Here is a 17,433-nt window from a genome sequence, read left to right on the forward strand (position 1 = left end):
GAGCGCGGCGTGGGTGTGTCACTCGCGTGGCGGAGGCTCGACCTGCTCGGTCGGAAGCGGTCGTGCCTGGGGTGCATTGGAGGGCTCATCGGGTTGGGTTGCGGCGCTCTGTGTGCTGGCTTTGCGGGGCTGGATGCCCTGGTCGCGGAGGAACCGTCGGATGGCTCTGAGGTTCGCCACGAAGATGATGACGGCATTGAGCAGGGTCTGTGCGACGCGTCCGTGCGGCAGGCGGAGCTGGGGATCGTCGATGCTGTCGAGGGCGGACTTCTTGAGGTTGCCGTTGCCGCCCTCGTTCTGACTGCGCAGTCCGGACCAGGCTTCCTGCCACAGAGGGGTGAACAGGGGGTATTTCTGCCGCCACTTGGCCAACACGATGCCCGGCACGGTGATGCTCTTTCCCCGGCAGATGTCGGGGTAGTCGCGGGTGTCCCGCTTGGGCCTGGGAATGGTGGGCAGGGCTGCCGGGGTACGGACTGTGGGGGCGTCGAGGTCGACGACGGTGGACGCGCGTGGCTGGGGCCGGCGGTAGCACGTGACCGTGGCGTGCGACCCGAGGGCGGGGCACTGCCGGCGCTGGTCCCCGGCGGGCCCGTACTCCTTGATCTTGGCCTGGTAGTCCTTCCGGGACTGGATCAAGTTGAGTGCGTGGGCGCGGTCCTCGGCCGTGCGGCTGTCGATGTATGCGGTGCCCGCGGTGACGAGCGGGGTGGGCATCAGCGGGCAGTAGAACTCGCCGCCAACCAGCTGCATGCCGCGGAACTCCCCCTGCCGGTCGACCTTGTCGTCGTTGTAGTGCTTCACCGTGTTGAGGCCGAGTTTGAGCAGCTGCAGATGCAGGTTGTGAGGCTTGGCCTGGGTGATGCCCCGGTCGGCGCAGAACAGGTCTTTGACCAGGCCTCGTTCGAATGCCGGCTGGATGGCGCGCAGGGCGGCCGGTCCGGGTTCGGTGCCCGGGGTGTGGAGGATCATGCCGAGGCAGACCGCGGGGTAGGCGCCGGCGAGGTCGCCATGGCCATGGCCCGGAAACGCGGCCATCATGGCGTAGCGGAACTCTCTCTTCTCCAGCGTCTTGGCCTTCTTCTCCTGTGCCGACTTGGTCTTGCGAGTCGCCGGCTTGTTCGTCGTGCCGCGCCGGGTGCCAGTGTTCGTGGAGGCCGCAGCTTTGTCGCTGGGCCCCGACTTCTTCTGCGTTCCTCCCTTCACGTACATCCCGGCGGTGATCTCAAGCGAGGCCCGGTCCTGGTGGTAGTCCGGCTCTTTGCCCCAGACCGGAACCGGAGTGTCGTCGACCGCGACGTGGCCAGGCCACTGAGCGAAGTCGCCGCGCCGGTAGGAAGCCATGACCGGAGCGAGGATCAGATCCTGGGCGATGGCTTCCAGATTGCGCACGATGTCCTGGTTGGCGCGGGCATTCCACTTCCGTCGGATCTTCTTGGCCTCGCTGAGCGACAGCCGCTTGCGGCGGTCGTGTGGTGCCGGGTCGAGGCGCCGGGTCATCGAGGCCCAGGACCGGTAGACGCGCTTCGACGTCGCGTACTGGTGGTGTGCGACGCGGTCGATCTCTTCTCGGGTTGCGCCCTCGGGGATGTGCAGGTCGACGTCGGGGACGTCAAGGAGGGCTTTGGACCCTGGAGACAGTGCGAAGAAGAGTGTCTCCCACGCGTCGTCGATGTTCGCGCTCTTTCCCATGTACTGCGACAGGATCAGGCCGATCAGCACTGTGCGGAACGGGAAGCCCTTCGGGCCTGGCCGGTGCTCGTTGGAGGGAAGGCGTTCCAGTGCTCCGCTGTGGCGCACGAGGTCGAAGACCTGGCTCACAACGCGGTCGCTGAGGGTACGGCCGGGGGCCTGCGGTGCAGGGCGTAGGGCGAGGCCGGTACGCCGGCAGGGTTTGTTCTCCGGGTTCTTCCTGCTCATGCCGCCGCCCCCCGCAACAGATCGGATGCCTCCGCTTCGGGCACGTCGTGGAGGAAGACGAGGTAGCGCGACAGGCTGTGCAGGGTCCCGAGTCCCGACGCTTTGAGGATCACCTTCAGCGGAATACCTGCATTCAGCAGATCGACGAGCCAGGTCGTACGCAGCCGTTGGGTCTGCAGCACTGCACCGTCACAACGGCCGATGATCCGCGGGTACTTGGCCAGCCAGTCCGATGCGATGTGCTTGCTGGTGCGGTCCTGCCAGTCCGGCCGGAAGGCGTACGCGTCTGCCGGGATGTGGGCGGCTTCCGCCAGCAGCAGTTCTTCGTAGGCGTACCGGCATACGACAGTGCGCGGACGGCGCCCGTGCACCTTGACCAGTGCCCGGCCGGTGGGGCCCGCGAGGATATCCTGCCCCTGAACGTACACAAGATCCTCAACGGCGAGTCCGCAGCCGACGCCGAGACAGAACAGCAGGCAGGCGTTGCGCCGCTGGGCCGGGGTGGGCAGGCTCTGCGCCCAGATCAGCCAGTGGGCGACTTCCGCCGGCGGGTAGGGGGCCACCGGGGTCGCGGTGGCCTTCAGCCGGATTGGCGCGTGCTGTCCGAGTTGATCCAGCAGGAGGGCTTCGGAGGCCCGGCGCAGTTGGCTGTTGCAGGTTCGGCGGCTGTTGGCGGCCATGTCGCGGCAGCCGACGAGGATGAACCGTTCGACGGTGCTCTGGTCAAGGAGTACCGAGGGTTCGAGCGGGAGGCCCTGGGCTTCGGCCCAGGCGACCAGCCGTGTGAGCGGCGTCATGATTACGTCCGGGCCGTAGGGCCCCGCTGCGACGGCCAGGAATCCCAGCGAGCGGACGACCGGCGCGATGCGGCGCCACTGGGCGGGCGGCACCGTCTCCGTCTTCGGTGCGTAGGCCAGCAGGCGATTCGACACAGACACCTCCAAGCGCAAGGCCCATGACATGCGGCCGGTTAACCGGCCGCTGATGTCAGTGTCGATCACGATCTGAAGGAATGCATCTTTATGACCGGAGGCCGAGCGCGCACGGCGCCGCCATGGAGCTACGCCGTCGATCCGGAGGAGTGGCCGGATGCCCAAATCGCCGGGGAGCCCGCCGCGGCAGTCGTCCAAACGATTGCCCGCCGCCTCGCCGCCGCCCTGCGTGAGAGGCCGGAGCTCTCGCTGCGCGCACTGGCCGCCCAGAGCAACGTCGGCAGACAGACCATCGGCGATCTGCTGGCGGGAGCCACCTGGCCGGATGTCCTGACGGTCTGCCGACTGGAGCGCGCCCTGGGCCTGGCGCTCTGGCCCGGATCGAATGCGACCCAATGTGCTCATGACTGATCCCCAATTGTCTGTTTGAGGTCAGTCGTGCACGCTCAAGCGCGGAATGGCGCAGACTCCCTATAGCGCCACCGGTGGGAGCGCTAAAGTGAGCGTGCGCGACGGACCGGAACCGTGGTAGGAGAAGCGTCCGTTCGCGCGTTTGGGCGGCCTCCCTCGACCGATAATCGAGGGAGGCCTGCTTGTTGGGTTGGGGCCGCGCTCAGATGGATCAAGCAGCCCGGGATGACAGCACGGCCCGGAACATTCCCGGTGCTACGTTTTCCACCTCACCAAGTTGCTTCATGCGGTTGAGGGTTTTGCCTACGGATGAGCGGACCGTCGCGTCCGCGCCCGGGCGCACCGCCGCCGCGATATCGGTGATGGACATTGCCTCTTGGGCGGCGCACAGGAGTGTGAGGATCGCATCACGCATGCTTCCGTTACGCGGCGGCCCCAGGGGCCGAGTACCAGAGCCCAGGCGCACCCCTTCTGACGAAGGATCCTCGTCGGCGACAGAAACTTCAGACGGATCCTCCCGGGAAGGCTGGGCGGTTGCCGGGGCGTCGCCAGTGTCCGGCCGCTCTTCGCGGATATCGGTGGATTCGTCGCCCTGGCACATCATCGCGTACACAGCTTCCAACGTGGCCAACTCGCTTCGCAGTGAAGTGATCAATTCCTCCACGGCATGCCGGGCCAGGCCGATGTAGACACCCTTGTCTGGCGCAGGTGCGCTGGTCCGGTATCCCGCCATAGTGAACTCCTGAGGAAGGCCGCTGCCAGTGTAGGGACGGCACACTGTGGCACGCACGCAGTTCCTGTGAGGCGCTATCAAACGGTCAGCAGTGCGCTCAAGCACGGCAAGTCCGGTCGGGGTTAGCGCAGGACTCGACCTGTCTTGGCGCAGAGTTGGCTCGCTGGGTTCGTGCGATGCCGCACCGGAACGGTGAGGCGTGCCACCACAGAATTCTGACGTGTGGATTCTGTCGAAGCTCCCGGTCTCCGGGAGCGTTTGAGCGTTACGGTTCCTTCATGGTGGATGGCAAGCATCTGTCGGCGACGGAGGCCTTGGCGTCGGTGACGAAGGCCCTGGATGTTCTCGTCCTGGCGTATGACCGGGGGGAAATCGGTGTTACCGAAACCGCCCGGGAGCTCGGTATCTCACGTTCCACCGCACACCGCATCCTGGTCACCCTGCAGCGCACGGGTTTCCTGCGCCACGATCCGGGCCAGCGCGGATACTCAGCGGGGCCGCAGCTCGTGCGCATGGGACTGGCCGCGATCGCCCAGCTGGACGTCCGACGACAGGCTCGCAGACCCTTGGAGGAGCTCTCCGAGAAGCTGCAGGAGACGGTGTGCCTGTATTCCCTGGATGCGGCCGTCGTCCGACTGCTTGACGGAGTCGAGTGCCGGCATGTCCTGCGCGTCAGCGTTCCGCTCGGACAGGATCTCCCCGCCCACGTCACAGCGGCGGGCAAGGCCCTGCTCGCACTGCGCGACCCGGCAGATGTACGCGCGGCACTCCCGGCCGCGCTCCCTGCCACGGCGGCAGGAAGCATCACTGAGTGGCCTCTGCTTGAGGTGGAGTTGGAGGAAGTCAGAGTCCGGGGATGGGCGGCAGACCTCGAGGAAAGCGCACACGACCTGCATGGCGTAGGCGTGGCCATCCGCAACCGCATCGGGGAACCACTCGCCGCGATCTCCGTGCACGCCCCTGCCGTGCGCCTGCGTGAACAGGACATGCCAGCGGTTGCTACGGCCCTGCAGGAGACCGCCACCACGATTGCCAGGGCAGAGTGACAGCGGGCGCCGAGGTGCCGGGACTCAAGGCCCCAACGTGATTCGCCCGTCCGGGATCCACCCCTCCAGGTATCCCGTCAACAGCACATCCACATCTGGCAGGTCGCACCGTGTGCACAACTCCTGCCACTGCTCAGGCCCCGCCCAGCGTGTCGCTCCCCTCCATGGCAGATGCTCCGGCGGATCTCCAGCCGCAGCGAGACGAAAGATGAACACGTGCGCCTCTCGACGGCCCCGGCCTACGGGCGCAGGTACCTGAGCCCAACGGCATCCTTCAACGGCGCCCCCGCGCACCGGCACTGCGCCGACCGCATCGCGGAGTACGCGCACTGCCGCCTCACGGTAGGTTTCTGTGGCTCGGGCGGATCCTGAAGGGAGTACCCATCGGGGAAGAGCTCCAGACAGGTCGTCTGCCACCAGGGCAAGCCGCCCGTCCGAGCTCAGCACCGCGACGAACACCACCCGCCGCATCCTGGGAGGCGGCACGGCAGGGCGCCCCGAACTCTCGGCAGCGTCCAGGAAAACAGGCACGGTCCGATCCTGACATGCGGCCGCTTAACCGGCCAGTTTTTACCCCGTGTCGACGAGGGTCTTATCGTGGATGAGCTGGAGAACTTAGTCGGCTTGTGGGCTCCGGCATGCGCATCAGCGACGGGATGGCTCTCCCTGGGGGAGGAAGCCTGCACCGGGCAGTCGCGGAAGCCCCGTCCTGCTCATACACTGCTCTCCCAGTGAGGCGCTCGCGACAGCCTGGGCGCCGAGCCCGTATGCGCCACGACCAAGAAGACCATTAGTCGAAAGGTGTCGAGGTGGAGTGACAGGTGCGACAGGCTGCCGCCTGGGTATCCTGATCGGCGTGCCGTCGACACACCTGCTGATCATCAGTGACCGTGCCGCACTGAGCTGGGTGGTGACCGCCCAGCAGATGGCCTTCCCCGCGAGGCGTTCCAAGACGGCTCAGGTCCTGGAGGAAGGCGACGAGGCCTTCCTCTACACCACGCGGGGCTGCTTCAGGAACCCGACACGCGATATCGGGCGCGTCATCGGCCGGGCCCGGGTCGTTGGCCCCGTGGGAGTTCTGCAGGTTCCGGTCGTCTTCGGAGAGCGCACCTTCACCGAAGGTTGCCGCCTGGAGGTGTCCGGCCTGGCTCGGTTCCGCGAGGGGCTGGTTCTGCGTGATCTTGTGCCGCGGCTTTCCGTGTTCCCTGATCCGGCCACCTGGAGCGTCCGCATGCGCAGGGCGTTGCTGACTCTGCCGCCGGGGGACGCCGACTTGTTGCGTACAGAGTTGGAACCGCTGTTGTTTCCCTACGGCAAGGCAGTTGAGGGCTACCGTTGGGAGCCGGCATCGGCCTGACCCGGCGGCCGGAGCGCCGTGATCCTCTACAGGGTCGAGCCTAATGCTCGTCGTTGTCCGCCAAGTCGTTGATCAACGGGACGAGGAGAGGTGGAACCTTGAAGCCGGAAGCACGGCCGGGGCCGTTCTCATACTCGGCGGTGAGAACCGGCACTGCCGAGTCCGGGATGACCCCCTGCTCCATCAGATTTCCGCTGATTCGCTTGATGGGTCTGGTGAAGCCCCTCAGACTACGCTCGTCGTCGTAATCACAGATGTCGTACACGGACGACGCCTCGATGCGGCCGTCCAGCTCGGCCGCGTAGCGGATGACGTCTACGCGATTGCCGTAACCCTCGTATGAGAGGCCGTTGAAGAGCGCCTCGATCGCAGCGGTGGTCCAACCGCCCTGGGCGGGCTCGGCCTCAATGCGTTCCACCCGCTCGATGTCCTCGACGGAGCCGGCTTGGAGACTGAGTTGCAGGATGGGGGCGGCTACTTCCAGGAACTGTCTCGGCGACAGCAGGAACAGCCGGCCTCCGCCCCGCCTCCGGAGTTCCGCGGTCAGCTCCGGGCGAGGACCCCGGTTGTAACCGTGCTCCTTCCGCCACCAGTCTTCCTTGGCATCCGCCGTCACGAAAAGGACGTCGCTCCGGCGCTCGGACGCCGCACGAAGAAGCTCTTCCCACACGAAGAAGTCGCCGACCGCTCCATCGTCGTCCTTCTTGGCATCCATGTAACCGGGCGGAACGCGCTTCTTGACGCGCTCCTTGCCCTCTTCGGTGAGTTCGGCACGTTCCTCGGGGCTGAAGGGCGTGCCGACACGGCCAGCCAGTGCACGCTCCAGCCCGGCGATCACCGGATCGGTGCTGGTGTCATGAGTGATGTTCTGCCATTCACCTTCACCGACCTCGGTGATCTTCTTCTGCACCTCGCCGAAGACATCCATCAGCCGGTCGCGGAGGTCTGCCAAGTCCTCGTCGCTCAGGGCCACTCGGTTGGCCCAGGTGCGTAGGGTCTGCACCGCCGTCCCGGCGTGGCCGCTCATCTCCTGGGAAGCGCTCTTGCTTGTCGATCGCGCTTCGCTGATGACACTTTCCCTGTTCCGCCAGAACTCGTCGACGACCTGGTGCGGAACCCACAGTCGGTCTCCGAGAGCGCCGAGTGCCCCGAGAAGGTCGGTCCGTGCCTGCTCCGTGTACCGGTAGAGATTCAGCAGCACGTTCGCGTCGGGGGCGACCAATCCGTCCGTCAGCACGGCGGTGAAGTCCGCCGTCGTCGGGGTCCGATAGGCGCCGAAGTCCTCGAAGATTCCACGACCGCTCTCGCCGGTCGTCGTGTCACTCGCCACAGCCACCCCGCCTACATCGCGCGCCGGGTCCCCTACGCCAGCGCATCCGACGTGACCTTAGCGTTTTCAACGGCGCGGCGTCGCGAACAACTGAGATTCCCCGTCAACGCCCGTTGGCACCCAGGGCGACAGCTGCGTCGAGGTCGCCCTCACTGGACAGGCCGTCTACGTACGGGATTCCAAGGACGTGACGCGCCCTCATTCCGCGGTGGGGCGCGAGGGGTGGTCGCGGTTCGTGGGGTTCGTGGCGGAGGTTTGAGCGGTGTAGGCGTAGACGGGTGATGACCGGAGTGGTGCGGGAGCGGTGCCATCCGCCCTCGCACCACACCGTCGGCATGGCTACGTTTCGAACTCCGTATGCCCAGCTGTGCCAAGGCGTCATGGGCACCGTTCCTGATCCGCTTCCCAGATCGGAAGAAGGCAGCGCGGAGCTGGATCTCATGGTTGATGAAACGGCCAGTGGAGCCGTGAGTTCCAGCTCACTTCGCTGACGGATCAGCGCGCTGGTGGTGCGCCTACTGCGGATCGCTCCGTTCCATTATGGCGGTCGCCGCCTCAATGCCGTTGACTACCTGGTACTCGAGGTCGCTGATCCCGACTCCATGGATTACGGCTTCGAAGTGCTTGCGGGCCGAAGCGATCTTGTTTTGTTCCATGGGGCGCAGCAGTTCGAGCTCGTTGACATCCTTGGTCTCAAAGACGATGTAGCGGCTGCCATCGGTTCGCTCAACGGCTAGCGCCCAGTCGGGGTTGTAACTACCCAAAGGGGTTGGGATCTTGAAAGACGCCGGAAGTTTCACGAAGGTCTTGACTTCCTGGTGCTGCAGGAGTGCGAGCGCGAATTCCTTCTCCGGAGTCGAGTCGATGACCAGGTACCGGTATACCGACTTCTCTTCGAATGGGACCGCGTTGCCGTCCGCGTCGGTGACGATGTTCCCTCCGGGCCCGGTGTACCCGGCGAGGTCGGCTTCGCGGAAAAGGCTGAGCGCGTACCTGCGGTCTGCTTCGGGCCGGGAGGAGTCCACCAGCTCGTAGCGCACTCCCTTGACCAGGAAATCGGCCTTGGTGATGTTGAGTTGGCGGCTCACCTGGTCGATGTATGTCTGCGGATTGTTCCGGAACTGTCCGAGCGTGCCGGACTCGGTGAGGACGTGGGCGAGCGTGGCACGGGTCAGTTGGGTGCGGTCTGCGAGCACGGAAAGAATGTCGGGCAGGTCCTCGCTGTCCGCGTAGGTGACGTCCGCGCGTCGCGCCGCTGCTGCCTCCGCGGTCAGACCGCTCTGGTCGATGCGCTGCACGCGGTGTGTGCGCCACTCGCCCCGACGCTTGGGTACGGGAAGCATGTCACGCAGCGCCTTGACCATCGCCTTACGCAGGCTGTCTTCGTCGACCTCGACGCGGTACTCCGTTCGATGCCGGATGCGGTTCCACAATTCCTGGAACTCGGGGCTCTCCAAGCGTTCCTGGACGAGAGGCACCGCGACGCGTTCGCCGGCCTTCTTGACATCGATCGGCTTGGCCAGGCGCTTGATGAGTCCGAGCACCGCCTTGGCTGCGGCCTGGGACTCCACGGAGTCGCTGACAATCTTGGTGAGGTTCTCGTCGCCGGTCCTTACGGCCTGGCGCAGGCTGTCCTGTACTTTTCCCTTGGCGTCGATGTACCCCTCGGTGAACAGAGCCTGGTACAGGGTCTGCGCGGCGGCCGAGCCGACCGGAACGACATTTCCGTCCTCCGCCTTGAAGGGCAGGCGTGCGAAGCCGTCCACGGTGACGATGCCGAACTGGATGCCCAGGTCCTCTGCCAACTCGTGCTGAAGCCGATCGGCGAACTCCTCGTAGGACTCGTTCGCGATCACGGTGAGGCGGTTGATGTCGAAGCCGTGTACACGGTTGCCGGACCCATCCACGCACAGACGCAGGCCACGACCGATGGACTGTCGCCTCCACCGTTCGGTGCCCATGTTCCTCAGCACACAGATCTGGAAGACGTTGGGGTTGTCCCAGCCCTCCTGCAACGCGGAGTGGCTGAAGATGAACCGGATGGAGGTGCCCGGTGTGGTCAGACCGACCTTGTCCCGCATGATCTGCTCGTAGGCGAGACCTGCCTGTTGACGTCCCTTGTCGGTGGTCTCCTTGGTGTCCACCAGTACTTCGGCGCCACCCTTGCGGCGGTCCACGGAGAAGTACCCCTGGTGGGCCTCCCTCGCAACCTGGTCTGCGGCGCTGTCGTCCAGCAGGGTGTTGAACTCCGGCTCGGAGGCGATACGCGTGTACTCCTCTTCGAAGATCCGCTGGTACTCGCCGGGAAGAGCCTCTCCATCGGGGCCGTACTCGCGGTACTTGGCCACGGAGTCGACGAAGAAGAGGCTGAGCACCTTTATGTCGCGTCCGTGGATCGCGAACTCCTGCTCCTTGCGCAAGTGCTGCCGGATGGTCTGAGCGATCATCTGGCGGGCTCGCTCGCCGATACTGACCTCGGCGCCGATGCTGTCGCCTGCTTTCAGCGGCTGCGCAACGGTGTCGAAGGAGATGCTCTGCTGCCCCTGAGCCGCGTTGATGGCGACCACGGTGAGGTCTTTGTACAGGTCGCGACCCGTGACGTCCGCGAGGTTGCTGCGGGACGTGGTGTCCACGGTGACAGCCTTGCGCTTGATCTCGTTGCCCTGCTCGACGTCCGCCTCGACGCGTGCCGTGATCGCTCCGTTGCCGCGCTTCACGTCGAGCAGTCTGACGTACGGCGTTGTCCCGCTGGCGGAGGTGACCAGGGAGTCGACCTCGATCTGCTTGACCAGCTGATTCTCGTAGGCGGCGATGGCATCCAGGCGATAGACGAGGTTGGCCTTGTCGCCCTTTGGGTGGGTGGCCGAGTAGCGCAGGGTGGCCAGGGCGTTGAAATTCTCCAGCGCGCTGCGACCCGCCCCCTTCTTCTTGCCGGTACCGGTGTCGCCGTACACGCTCTGCGGCTCGTCGACGATGATGATCGGGTTCGTGGCCCGGATCAGGTCGGCGGGTACCTCGAAGTCGAGTTCCTCGGCCGGCTGGTAGACCTTGTTGGTCTTCTTGTTGATCGCCCCGACGGTGACGATCATGATCTCGATGCTCGGCGAGGCGGCGAACGAACGCACGCGAGAGGGGTTGTTGCCGTCGAACTGGAAGAAGTTCATCGGCGGGTTGCCGTACAGGGCCCCGAAGTGCTCGCGCAGCATCCGGATGGACGTCTCAACGCCCTCCTTGATAGCCACCGACGGCACCACCACCATGAACTTGGTGAAGCCATAGAACTGGTTGAGCTCGTAGATGGTGCGCAGGTAGACGTATGTCTTGCCGGTGCCCGTCTCCATCTCGATGGTGAAGTTCATCGAGTCCAACGACGGCTCCGGAGTAAGACCGGTGCGGTTCTGCACTTCGTGCAGATTATCCAGGATCGTCTTCCGATCCAGGTGCAGCATGTTCCCGTACCCCAGGTCAGTGAGCCCGTCGAGCCCGGCGCGCGCTGAGGGGTGCGCGTGCACGGTGAACTGGGATTCCATCCTTTCCTGGCCCTTGAACAGCCCCGTAACCGCGTCGATGGCCTCGCGCTGGTAGTCGAGATCCGCGTCGAAGGAAAACTTCATTCAGATACTCCGCAGCGTGGTGAAGCCGGCCTGCTCGACAGCGGCGGCGAAGTTGAGCTTGGCGGAAGAATCGACGAAGCCCGTGTCACGGACGACGACTGTGGTGTCGGCGTCGCCCGGGTCCTCATCGCGCCAGGCCACCAGAGCTTTTGCGACCTCGCTCGCACGCTCCACCGTGATGTCCGTGCCGAAGTATGCGAACAGCGTGCCGGCCAGGTTGTACAAGGTGCTGCCGGCGACCTTGCGCGTCTCCAGCGGCGTGGTCAGGTCCACGCCCAGGCGCAGCATCATCTCGACCAGCAGATCGTCCGTGGTGCGGCTGGCGACGAGGTTGTCCACGGATTCGAGAAGGTTGAGCTGGTCGGGGGTTCCGTTCCAGGGCTTTAGGTTGCTGGAGGCTAGGTGATACGACCGGAAGCCGGTGTCGATGTGTGCGGCGTCAGGGCTCTGATTGGAGACGATCTGCTGGCCTGCACGGCGCAGCCGCTCGCGGGTGATGTCCGCGATGGTGTCGTAGCCGTCCTTGTCAACGGGCTCGTCAAGCTGAACCAGGATGTAACGACGGTTGCCGCCGTCAGCTGCGTTGAGGTCCATTACGGAGTGCCCCGTGGAGCCAGATCCCGCAAAGAAGTCAAGGAAAATGGCATTTGGATTTTGCAATGAAGCGATGTCAAGCCATCTGGCCACGACTTTGACGTCTTTGGGGAACGGGAAAACATCCGCACCCAGAAGCTTCACCAGCGCTTTCCCCGCCGCAGTTCGCTCTTGACTGAAGACCGACTCTGCCACCTGATCAGACATTTCGTCCAGGAAGATCTTCCCGCGCGGAATCTTTGTCTCGTCCTCACCGAAAGCGATACGACCCTCGGCGATCATCTGGCGAGCGGATTCTTCCGTCATGGCCCACCCGCGTTGAGGTCGCGTCACAGCCTTCCCGGTAACCGGATGGTAGATGTCGTAAATCCCGCTCGCGCGAAGATTTGGAGAAGAAAGATCGCGGTCGGCGTTATACGGGCGCCCGGTTGCTTCGTCGAGACTTGCGAACCTCAGAACGCCTGCCCTCGCTCCCATCTTCTCCATGCCCTTGAGGTATTTCCTATAGACCTCATTGGCTTTTTGCTTGTCCGCGTTGGAAGACCAAATCTCTGCAGCGCGCACCAAGATTTCATCAACGCCAGGTTTCTTTTCCCGCCACCGAATGTCTCGCTGACGCAGAACCCCCTCGTTCTTAGCATAGATGAGCATGTAGTCATGCCCAACCGAAATATAGCGCGAGTCGTTCTTTCGGCCGCCCTGCCAAACGATGCTGGCGATGAAGTTTTCCGCACCAAAGATCCGGTCCATGAGCAACTTGAGCCGCGCGTGCTCGGTGTCGTCAATGGCGACCATGATGGCGCCAGTCTCTTTAAGTAGATGGTGGGCTACAAGGAGGCGCGGGTACATCATCGAGAGCCACTTCGTATGCAATGATGCGCCGACCTTGCGGTCTTGGGCCCGGTCGGACCACCTACCGGTTTGGAGCGCCCCCTCTTCGTCTCGCTGCCCAGCCGCTGCCTCGTGATCAGCTTGGGAGGTAGTGCGCTTGTCGTCGTAGACGAAGTCGTTGCCCGTGTTGTAGGGCGGGTCGATGTAGATCACGTCGACCTTGTTGGTGTATCCGCGCCGCAGCAGGCGCAGGACCTCAAGGTTGTCGCCCTCGATCATGATGTTGCGGGTGTTGTCCCAATCCACGGATTCCTCGGGCTTGGGCAGAAGCGTGCCCGTCGCCGGGAGGGTGGACAGGCGGCGAGCCTCGGCCATGCCGGGCCAGCGCAGGCCGAATGCCTCGGCGGTGTTCGCGGAGGCGTTGTCACCCAGCAGGTCCCGGAGGGCCTCGATGTCGACGGTGCCGTCGACGACGGCGTCGGGGAAGAGGCGGGCCAGAAGGTCGAGGTTCGACTTGGCCTCGCCGGGGCCGGTCAGGTCGTCGACTGGTTCGAAGTCCAGGGTCACGGGTCGTGTCTTCCTATGTGGGGCGGGAGCGGACTTGGGAGCCGTTCAGGCGATGCCGTGGTGGTCGTCGGTACTGTATAGGTTGCCTCTGACATGCCTGATCTGTGCACGTAGAGCCCGCGCTGCAAGGTTGAGCTCGATGCGGCGTTGCTGGTTTTTCGCTCGTTTCGCGTCCCGTACGACGGTGATCAGTTCGCTTTCCAGATCGGTCAGCCGTCGGCGCAGGGCGATGGCCTCCACCGCTTGCAGGGCAGTGCTGGCGGGTCGCCCGTCAGCCGCGGCGGTACGCACAAGGTCGCGGTACAACGCCCACATGTCGGTGCGGTCGAGCCGATCAAGGTACAGGGCGCCCGGCTCGATCCCTCCGGCCGGCACCATGACGTGCGCATCGATCACGGAGGTCGACTGGGTAGGGTCCGTACGGCTGACGTGGCTGAGTGCAAGGGAGAGTGTCGTATGGCCGTCCGGCATGTGAGCGAGTAGCACCACAGGCTTGGCCATGCTGCGGTGAACGAGTTCGGTCACACGGGTGCGGTCAGCCGCTGACGTCTTCTCCGACACGAGGACTTCCAAGACCGGAACGTCGACGACAGCACGTTCGGCGTCCTGGTACTTGGGCACCTGGATGGTCTCCGGGCGCAGTATCCCGACCAGCTGCGCCAAGGTCACCGCCTTGGTGAGCAGGCGGGCATCGGCGGGTGCCTGGTCCTCGAACTGCGCGGCGAGCATCTTCTTCGCGATGCGGTGCTGCTGGCACGCCGCATCGGGCAGGCCAAGCAGGCCGGCGCTGTCGTGCACGGCGGGTATGTCGGTCACGGGATCACCGGCATCCAGGCGACGACGTCCACGGCGTCCAGGCCAGGGGCGGTGGCGTCTGTGCCGAGCTGGGAAGGGCCTGCGGAGAACAAGGAGGCGACCATGCTCTCCTCGGCCTTGCCGGAAGCGGCTCGGACCGCCACGTCCAGAAGGTCGCGGTAGTGCTTCATGGACTTGCCCGACCTGGTCGCTCTGTCGAAATCTGCGAGGACAGTGGCGTCAGGGGCGGTGTTGCCCAGGCAGTGGTGGCGCAGCACGTCGAGGGCCAGCTTGGGTTCTTCGATCTCGTGGGCGAGCCTGCCGTCGTCGGTCACGTAGGCGAGCACATACGGGGCCAGCGGGTACGCCTTGGAGAAGGTGAACGCGTCGTCCCGCACTCTCAGGAGGAAGGCCACTCCAGGTGCGAGTCCGTCGTCGGCCAGGGCCTTTTCGAAGCGGGTGACTCCGAAGAGGGCCAGGGGCCAGCTGGTGATTTCCTGAATTTCTCCACGCTTGCGTGCGGCAGCGTCCATGCGGAAGTCGGAGAGGGTCAGGTCGGTGATGCTCAGACCGCCAGCGAGGTCCTCCATGGTGGGGGCGGCCTGCTGCATCTGCTGCAGCTGCTTGCGTCGGTAGTCGAGGTCGTTCATGTCACCGGACGTGCCGTCCAGGATGTTCTCCTCGCCGGTCGCGGAGACGTCCAGCAGGGTCATGCGGCTGGACACGCGTGTTTCGAGGTTGATGTACGCGTCCAGGTCCATGTTGGGCCAGAAGTTTACGAGTTGGACGCTGGTGTTGATCGTGCCCAGGCGATCTACTCGGCCGAAGCGCTGGACAATGCGCACGGGGTTCCAGTGGATGTCGTAGTTGATCACCGTGTCGCAGTCCTGAAGGTTCTGGCCTTCGGAGATGGTGTCGGTGGCGATCACGATGTCGATCTGCGGGTCTTCCAGGTCGCCGCCCTTGGAGCGCGGTGAGAACGCGGTGAGAACGTCGATCATGTGGACGCGCTTCATCGGGAGGGTGGTTCGGGTGCTCTGCCCGGTAATCAGGGCTACGTGTACGCCCAGCTCGTCGGCGGCCCACCGCGCCACATGCTCATAGAGGTACTCGGCCGTGTCACTGAACGCGGTGAACACCAGAGCCTTGCGGTTGCCGTCGTTCGTGGGGTGCTCGACCTTGTCGCGCAGGAAGTCCTTGAGCTCGGCCAGTTTGGCGTCGCGACTGGCGTCGACCGCCGTCACTTCGGCAAGCAGGGAGGCCACGGTGTCGCGGTCCTGTTCGAGTTCCTGCCTCCACCGAATCCGGTCGATGTCGGCGAGGAACACCTTGACGCTGCCGCCGACGGTGTCCTCGAATTGAGGGTCGTCCAGGTCGATCTTCTCCAGGTCGGCGAAGCTGTCGATGGAGGTTCCCTCGGTCCCATTCGCCTCGTAGGCGTCGATGCTGGCGATCGCGCCGTCCATGGTGGCCAGGATCTTGCCGAGGGTCTTGCCCAGCGAGTTGACCGAGGACTCAAGGCGCTTGAGCAGCCCAACCCGCAGCAGATGGACCACGTTGTTCTCACGGTCGGTCTGCTTCCACACGCGCTGGCCGCCTGTGCGTACCCGCTGGTCGTACAGCTCGGCGTACTTACTCTCGTACTTCGCGCTGACGTAGGAGGTGGGCTTGTAGGCCGCCAGGTTCAGACGCAGGATCGACCTGTTGATCTCTTCCAGCGGGATCATCGTGTCGGTCATGTCGATGGGCGGGGTGAGGTTGATCGGAGCCAGGCGATCGGGGAACTTCCCCACGTCCTTGGTGCCGTAGTACTTCTGGATGTGCTTACGCGATCGGGCGATCGTGACCAGGTCCAGCAGACGGATGTAGTCCATGCCGAGTGTGCCGACCAATGACTTCGTGCTCCGGGTGGCCGCGGGCATGCGCTGCCATTCCCTGAAGAGTTTCTGTGCCTTGGCCAGGGTTGCCTCGATGCTCTTGATCCCGTCTGCGGCCAGGGCCTGATCGTCTCCCTCGGTGGCGAACAGAACCTGGTTCTTGAGGTCGGCCAGACGGGTGTTCACAGGCGTGGCGCTGAGCATGAGGACTTTGGTCTTGACTCCGGACCTGAAGACCTCGTTCATGAGGCGCTCGTATCGGGTCGTTCGGCCCTTGACCTGAGGGTTGTTGCGGAAGTTATGCGATTCGTCGATCACGACGAGGTCATAGTTGCCCCAGTTGATGTTGGCCAGGTCGATGTCCCCTGACAGCCCGCCGGCTCGGCTGAGGTCGGTGTGGTTAAGGACGTCGTAGTGGAAACGATCCGCGGCCAGCGGGTTGCGCCTGTCGTTGCCGCGGTAGACGGTCCAGTTCTCTCGCAGCCGCTTGGGTGCGAGGACGAGGACGCGGTCGTTGCGCAACTCGTAGTACTTGATGACGGCGAGGGCTTCGAAGGTCTTCCCCAGGCCCACGCTGTCAGCGATGATGCAGCCGTTGTGGCGCTCAAGCTTCTCGATCGCGCCGAGCACGCCGTCACGCTGGAACTTGTAGAGCTTCTTCCAGACGACGGAGTCGTAGAAGCCGGTTCTGCCGCGCTCGGCGGTCTCTTCGCCGGCTTCTTCGACGAAGTCCTTGAACAGGGAAGTCAGGATACGCAGGTAGACGGACTCGGGGGCCCTGTCCTCAAAGAGGGCTCGGGCAGCGGCGAGGAACTCCTCCTGGGCGGCGCGGGTGGTCGCGTCGTCGTGCCACATCCGCTCGAAGTTGACGACGGTCTGCGCCACCTTGTCCGCGTCCGTGGTCTCCAGGGGGAAGTACAGGTTCGGAGAGGCCACCAGGCCGAGGCTCTCGGCCTCAAGTCCCGCGCCGTCGACTACATAGGGGAACGGGCCGTCGACGCTCGCCCAGGTGTCGCGCGTCCGTCGCTTTAGCGCTCTTGCCTGGAGGTGGTCTTCGGCCCAGGCCACGAACGCGCGGGCGATGCGGTGCTGGTCCAGCCGGGCACGCTTGAGGTTCTCCTCCGCAAGCCCGTTGAGGGGGAACTCCTCGAGGCTGTGGCCGTGCAGGAGCAGACGCAGGTCGACATCGGTGAGCTCGTCCTGGAGCGCTTCGTAGACGAACAGCGAGAACGACTCCGACAGCGAGTCCAGGCGGGTGGCGCCAGTCAGGTGCTTGCGCAGCTGGTCGATGGCGCGACCTGCGTCGCTGGGGACCATGTGAGTGGAACCTCCGGGTGTGCACTTGGACATGGTGGGCGTAAGTCACATCAAGGGATGGGATGTTGGAGTGAGGTCTCGCTCGGGTGGCGGCCGGGTACTCGCTCAC

General features: G+C 64.7%; 12 protein-coding genes and 1 pseudogene. 4 read left to right on the forward strand and 9 right to left on the reverse strand.

Annotated elements, in window-relative coordinates; translation table 11 throughout:
* Positions 1-18: 18 nt before the first annotated feature.
* Together DIZ27_RS01170 and DIZ27_RS01175 are read right to left on the reverse strand one after the other, a co-directional pair.
* Positions 19-1,920 carry a hypothetical protein gene (locus DIZ27_RS01170; protein WP_146228892.1) on the reverse strand — a complete coding sequence of 634 codons (1,902 nt, stop codon included), beginning with the start codon at positions 1,918-1,920 and terminating at the stop codon, positions 19-21.
* Positions 1,917-2,921 (reverse strand): hypothetical protein, encoded by a 1,005-nt coding sequence (locus DIZ27_RS01175; RefSeq protein WP_146228893.1) that lies wholly within the window; start codon positions 2,919-2,921, stop codon positions 1,917-1,919. The genes DIZ27_RS01170 and DIZ27_RS01175 overlap by 4 nt, the downstream gene beginning before the upstream one ends.
* 21 nt (positions 2,922-2,942) lie before the next feature.
* Here DIZ27_RS01175 and DIZ27_RS01180 point away from each other — a divergent pair, with 21 nt between their 5' ends.
* Positions 2,943-3,263 carry a helix-turn-helix transcriptional regulator gene (locus DIZ27_RS01180; RefSeq protein ID WP_109376363.1) on the forward strand — a complete coding sequence of 107 codons (321 nt, stop codon included), beginning with the start codon at positions 2,943-2,945 and terminating at the stop codon, positions 3,261-3,263.
* A 211-nt stretch (positions 3,264-3,474) separates the two neighbouring features.
* Here DIZ27_RS01180 and DIZ27_RS01185 read toward each other — a convergent pair whose 3' ends face one another.
* The gene (locus DIZ27_RS01185; protein ID WP_109376364.1) at positions 3,475-3,996 is read right to left on the reverse strand and encodes a hypothetical protein; all 522 of its coding nucleotides are present in this window, start codon (positions 3,994-3,996) and stop codon (positions 3,475-3,477) included.
* A 278-nt stretch (positions 3,997-4,274) separates the two neighbouring features.
* Here DIZ27_RS01185 and DIZ27_RS01190 point away from each other — a divergent pair, with 278 nt between their 5' ends.
* Positions 4,275-5,042, forward strand: a complete 768-nt coding sequence (locus tag DIZ27_RS01190; RefSeq protein ID WP_181383327.1) for an IclR family transcriptional regulator — start codon at positions 4,275-4,277, stop codon at positions 5,040-5,042.
* A gap of 24 nt (positions 5,043-5,066) precedes the next feature.
* Here DIZ27_RS01190 and DIZ27_RS48665 read toward each other — a convergent pair whose 3' ends face one another.
* Complete coding sequence (locus DIZ27_RS48665; protein ID WP_375231924.1) at positions 5,067-5,513, reverse strand: NUDIX hydrolase; 447 nt, start codon at positions 5,511-5,513, stop codon at positions 5,067-5,069.
* A gap of 343 nt (positions 5,514-5,856) precedes the next feature.
* Here DIZ27_RS48665 and DIZ27_RS01195 point away from each other — a divergent pair, with 343 nt between their 5' ends.
* Entirely contained in the window at positions 5,857-6,399 is a 543-nt protein-coding gene (locus DIZ27_RS01195; protein ID WP_258308176.1) for a hypothetical protein, read from the forward strand.
* 40 nt (positions 6,400-6,439) lie between these two features.
* Here the strand turns inward: DIZ27_RS01195 and DIZ27_RS01200 are convergent, their stop codons facing one another.
* Positions 6,440-7,636 carry a PIN domain-containing protein gene (locus DIZ27_RS01200; RefSeq protein WP_146228894.1) on the reverse strand — a complete coding sequence of 399 codons (1,197 nt, stop codon included), beginning with the start codon at positions 7,634-7,636 and terminating at the stop codon, positions 6,440-6,442.
* Positions 7,637-7,844: 208 nt separating this feature from the next.
* On the opposite strand from DIZ27_RS01200, the pseudogene DIZ27_RS01205 reads away from it, so the two are divergent.
* A pseudogene (locus DIZ27_RS01205) lies at positions 7,845-7,988 on the forward strand (DUF397 domain-containing protein); the annotation flags it as partial.
* A 256-nt stretch (positions 7,989-8,244) separates the two neighbouring features.
* Here the strand turns inward: DIZ27_RS01205 and DIZ27_RS01210 are convergent.
* Genes DIZ27_RS01210 through DIZ27_RS01225 form a run of 4 tightly spaced genes read right to left on the reverse strand, consistent with a single transcriptional unit; the run spans position 8,245 to position 17,324 of the window.
* Positions 8,245-11,343 (reverse strand): DEAD/DEAH box helicase family protein, encoded by a 3,099-nt coding sequence (locus DIZ27_RS01210; protein WP_109376367.1) that lies wholly within the window; start codon positions 11,341-11,343, stop codon positions 8,245-8,247.
* Positions 11,344-13,335 (reverse strand): site-specific DNA-methyltransferase, encoded by a 1,992-nt coding sequence (locus DIZ27_RS01215; RefSeq protein ID WP_109376368.1) that lies wholly within the window; start codon positions 13,333-13,335, stop codon positions 11,344-11,346.
* Between the two features lie 45 nt (positions 13,336-13,380).
* A complete protein-coding gene (locus tag DIZ27_RS01220) occupies positions 13,381-14,151 on the reverse strand; it encodes a DUF4391 domain-containing protein (protein ID WP_181383329.1) in 771 nt (256 codons plus the stop codon).
* Entirely contained in the window at positions 14,148-17,324 is a 3,177-nt protein-coding gene (locus DIZ27_RS01225; protein WP_219933577.1) for a helicase-related protein, read from the reverse strand. Before DIZ27_RS01225 ends, DIZ27_RS01220 begins: the two co-directional genes overlap by 4 nt.
* Between the last annotated feature and the right edge of the window lie 109 nt (positions 17,325-17,433).

The sequence above is a fragment of the Streptomyces sp. NWU339 genome, from assembly GCF_003143855.1.
GTDB lineage: Bacteria > Actinomycetota > Actinomycetes > Streptomycetales > Streptomycetaceae > Streptomyces.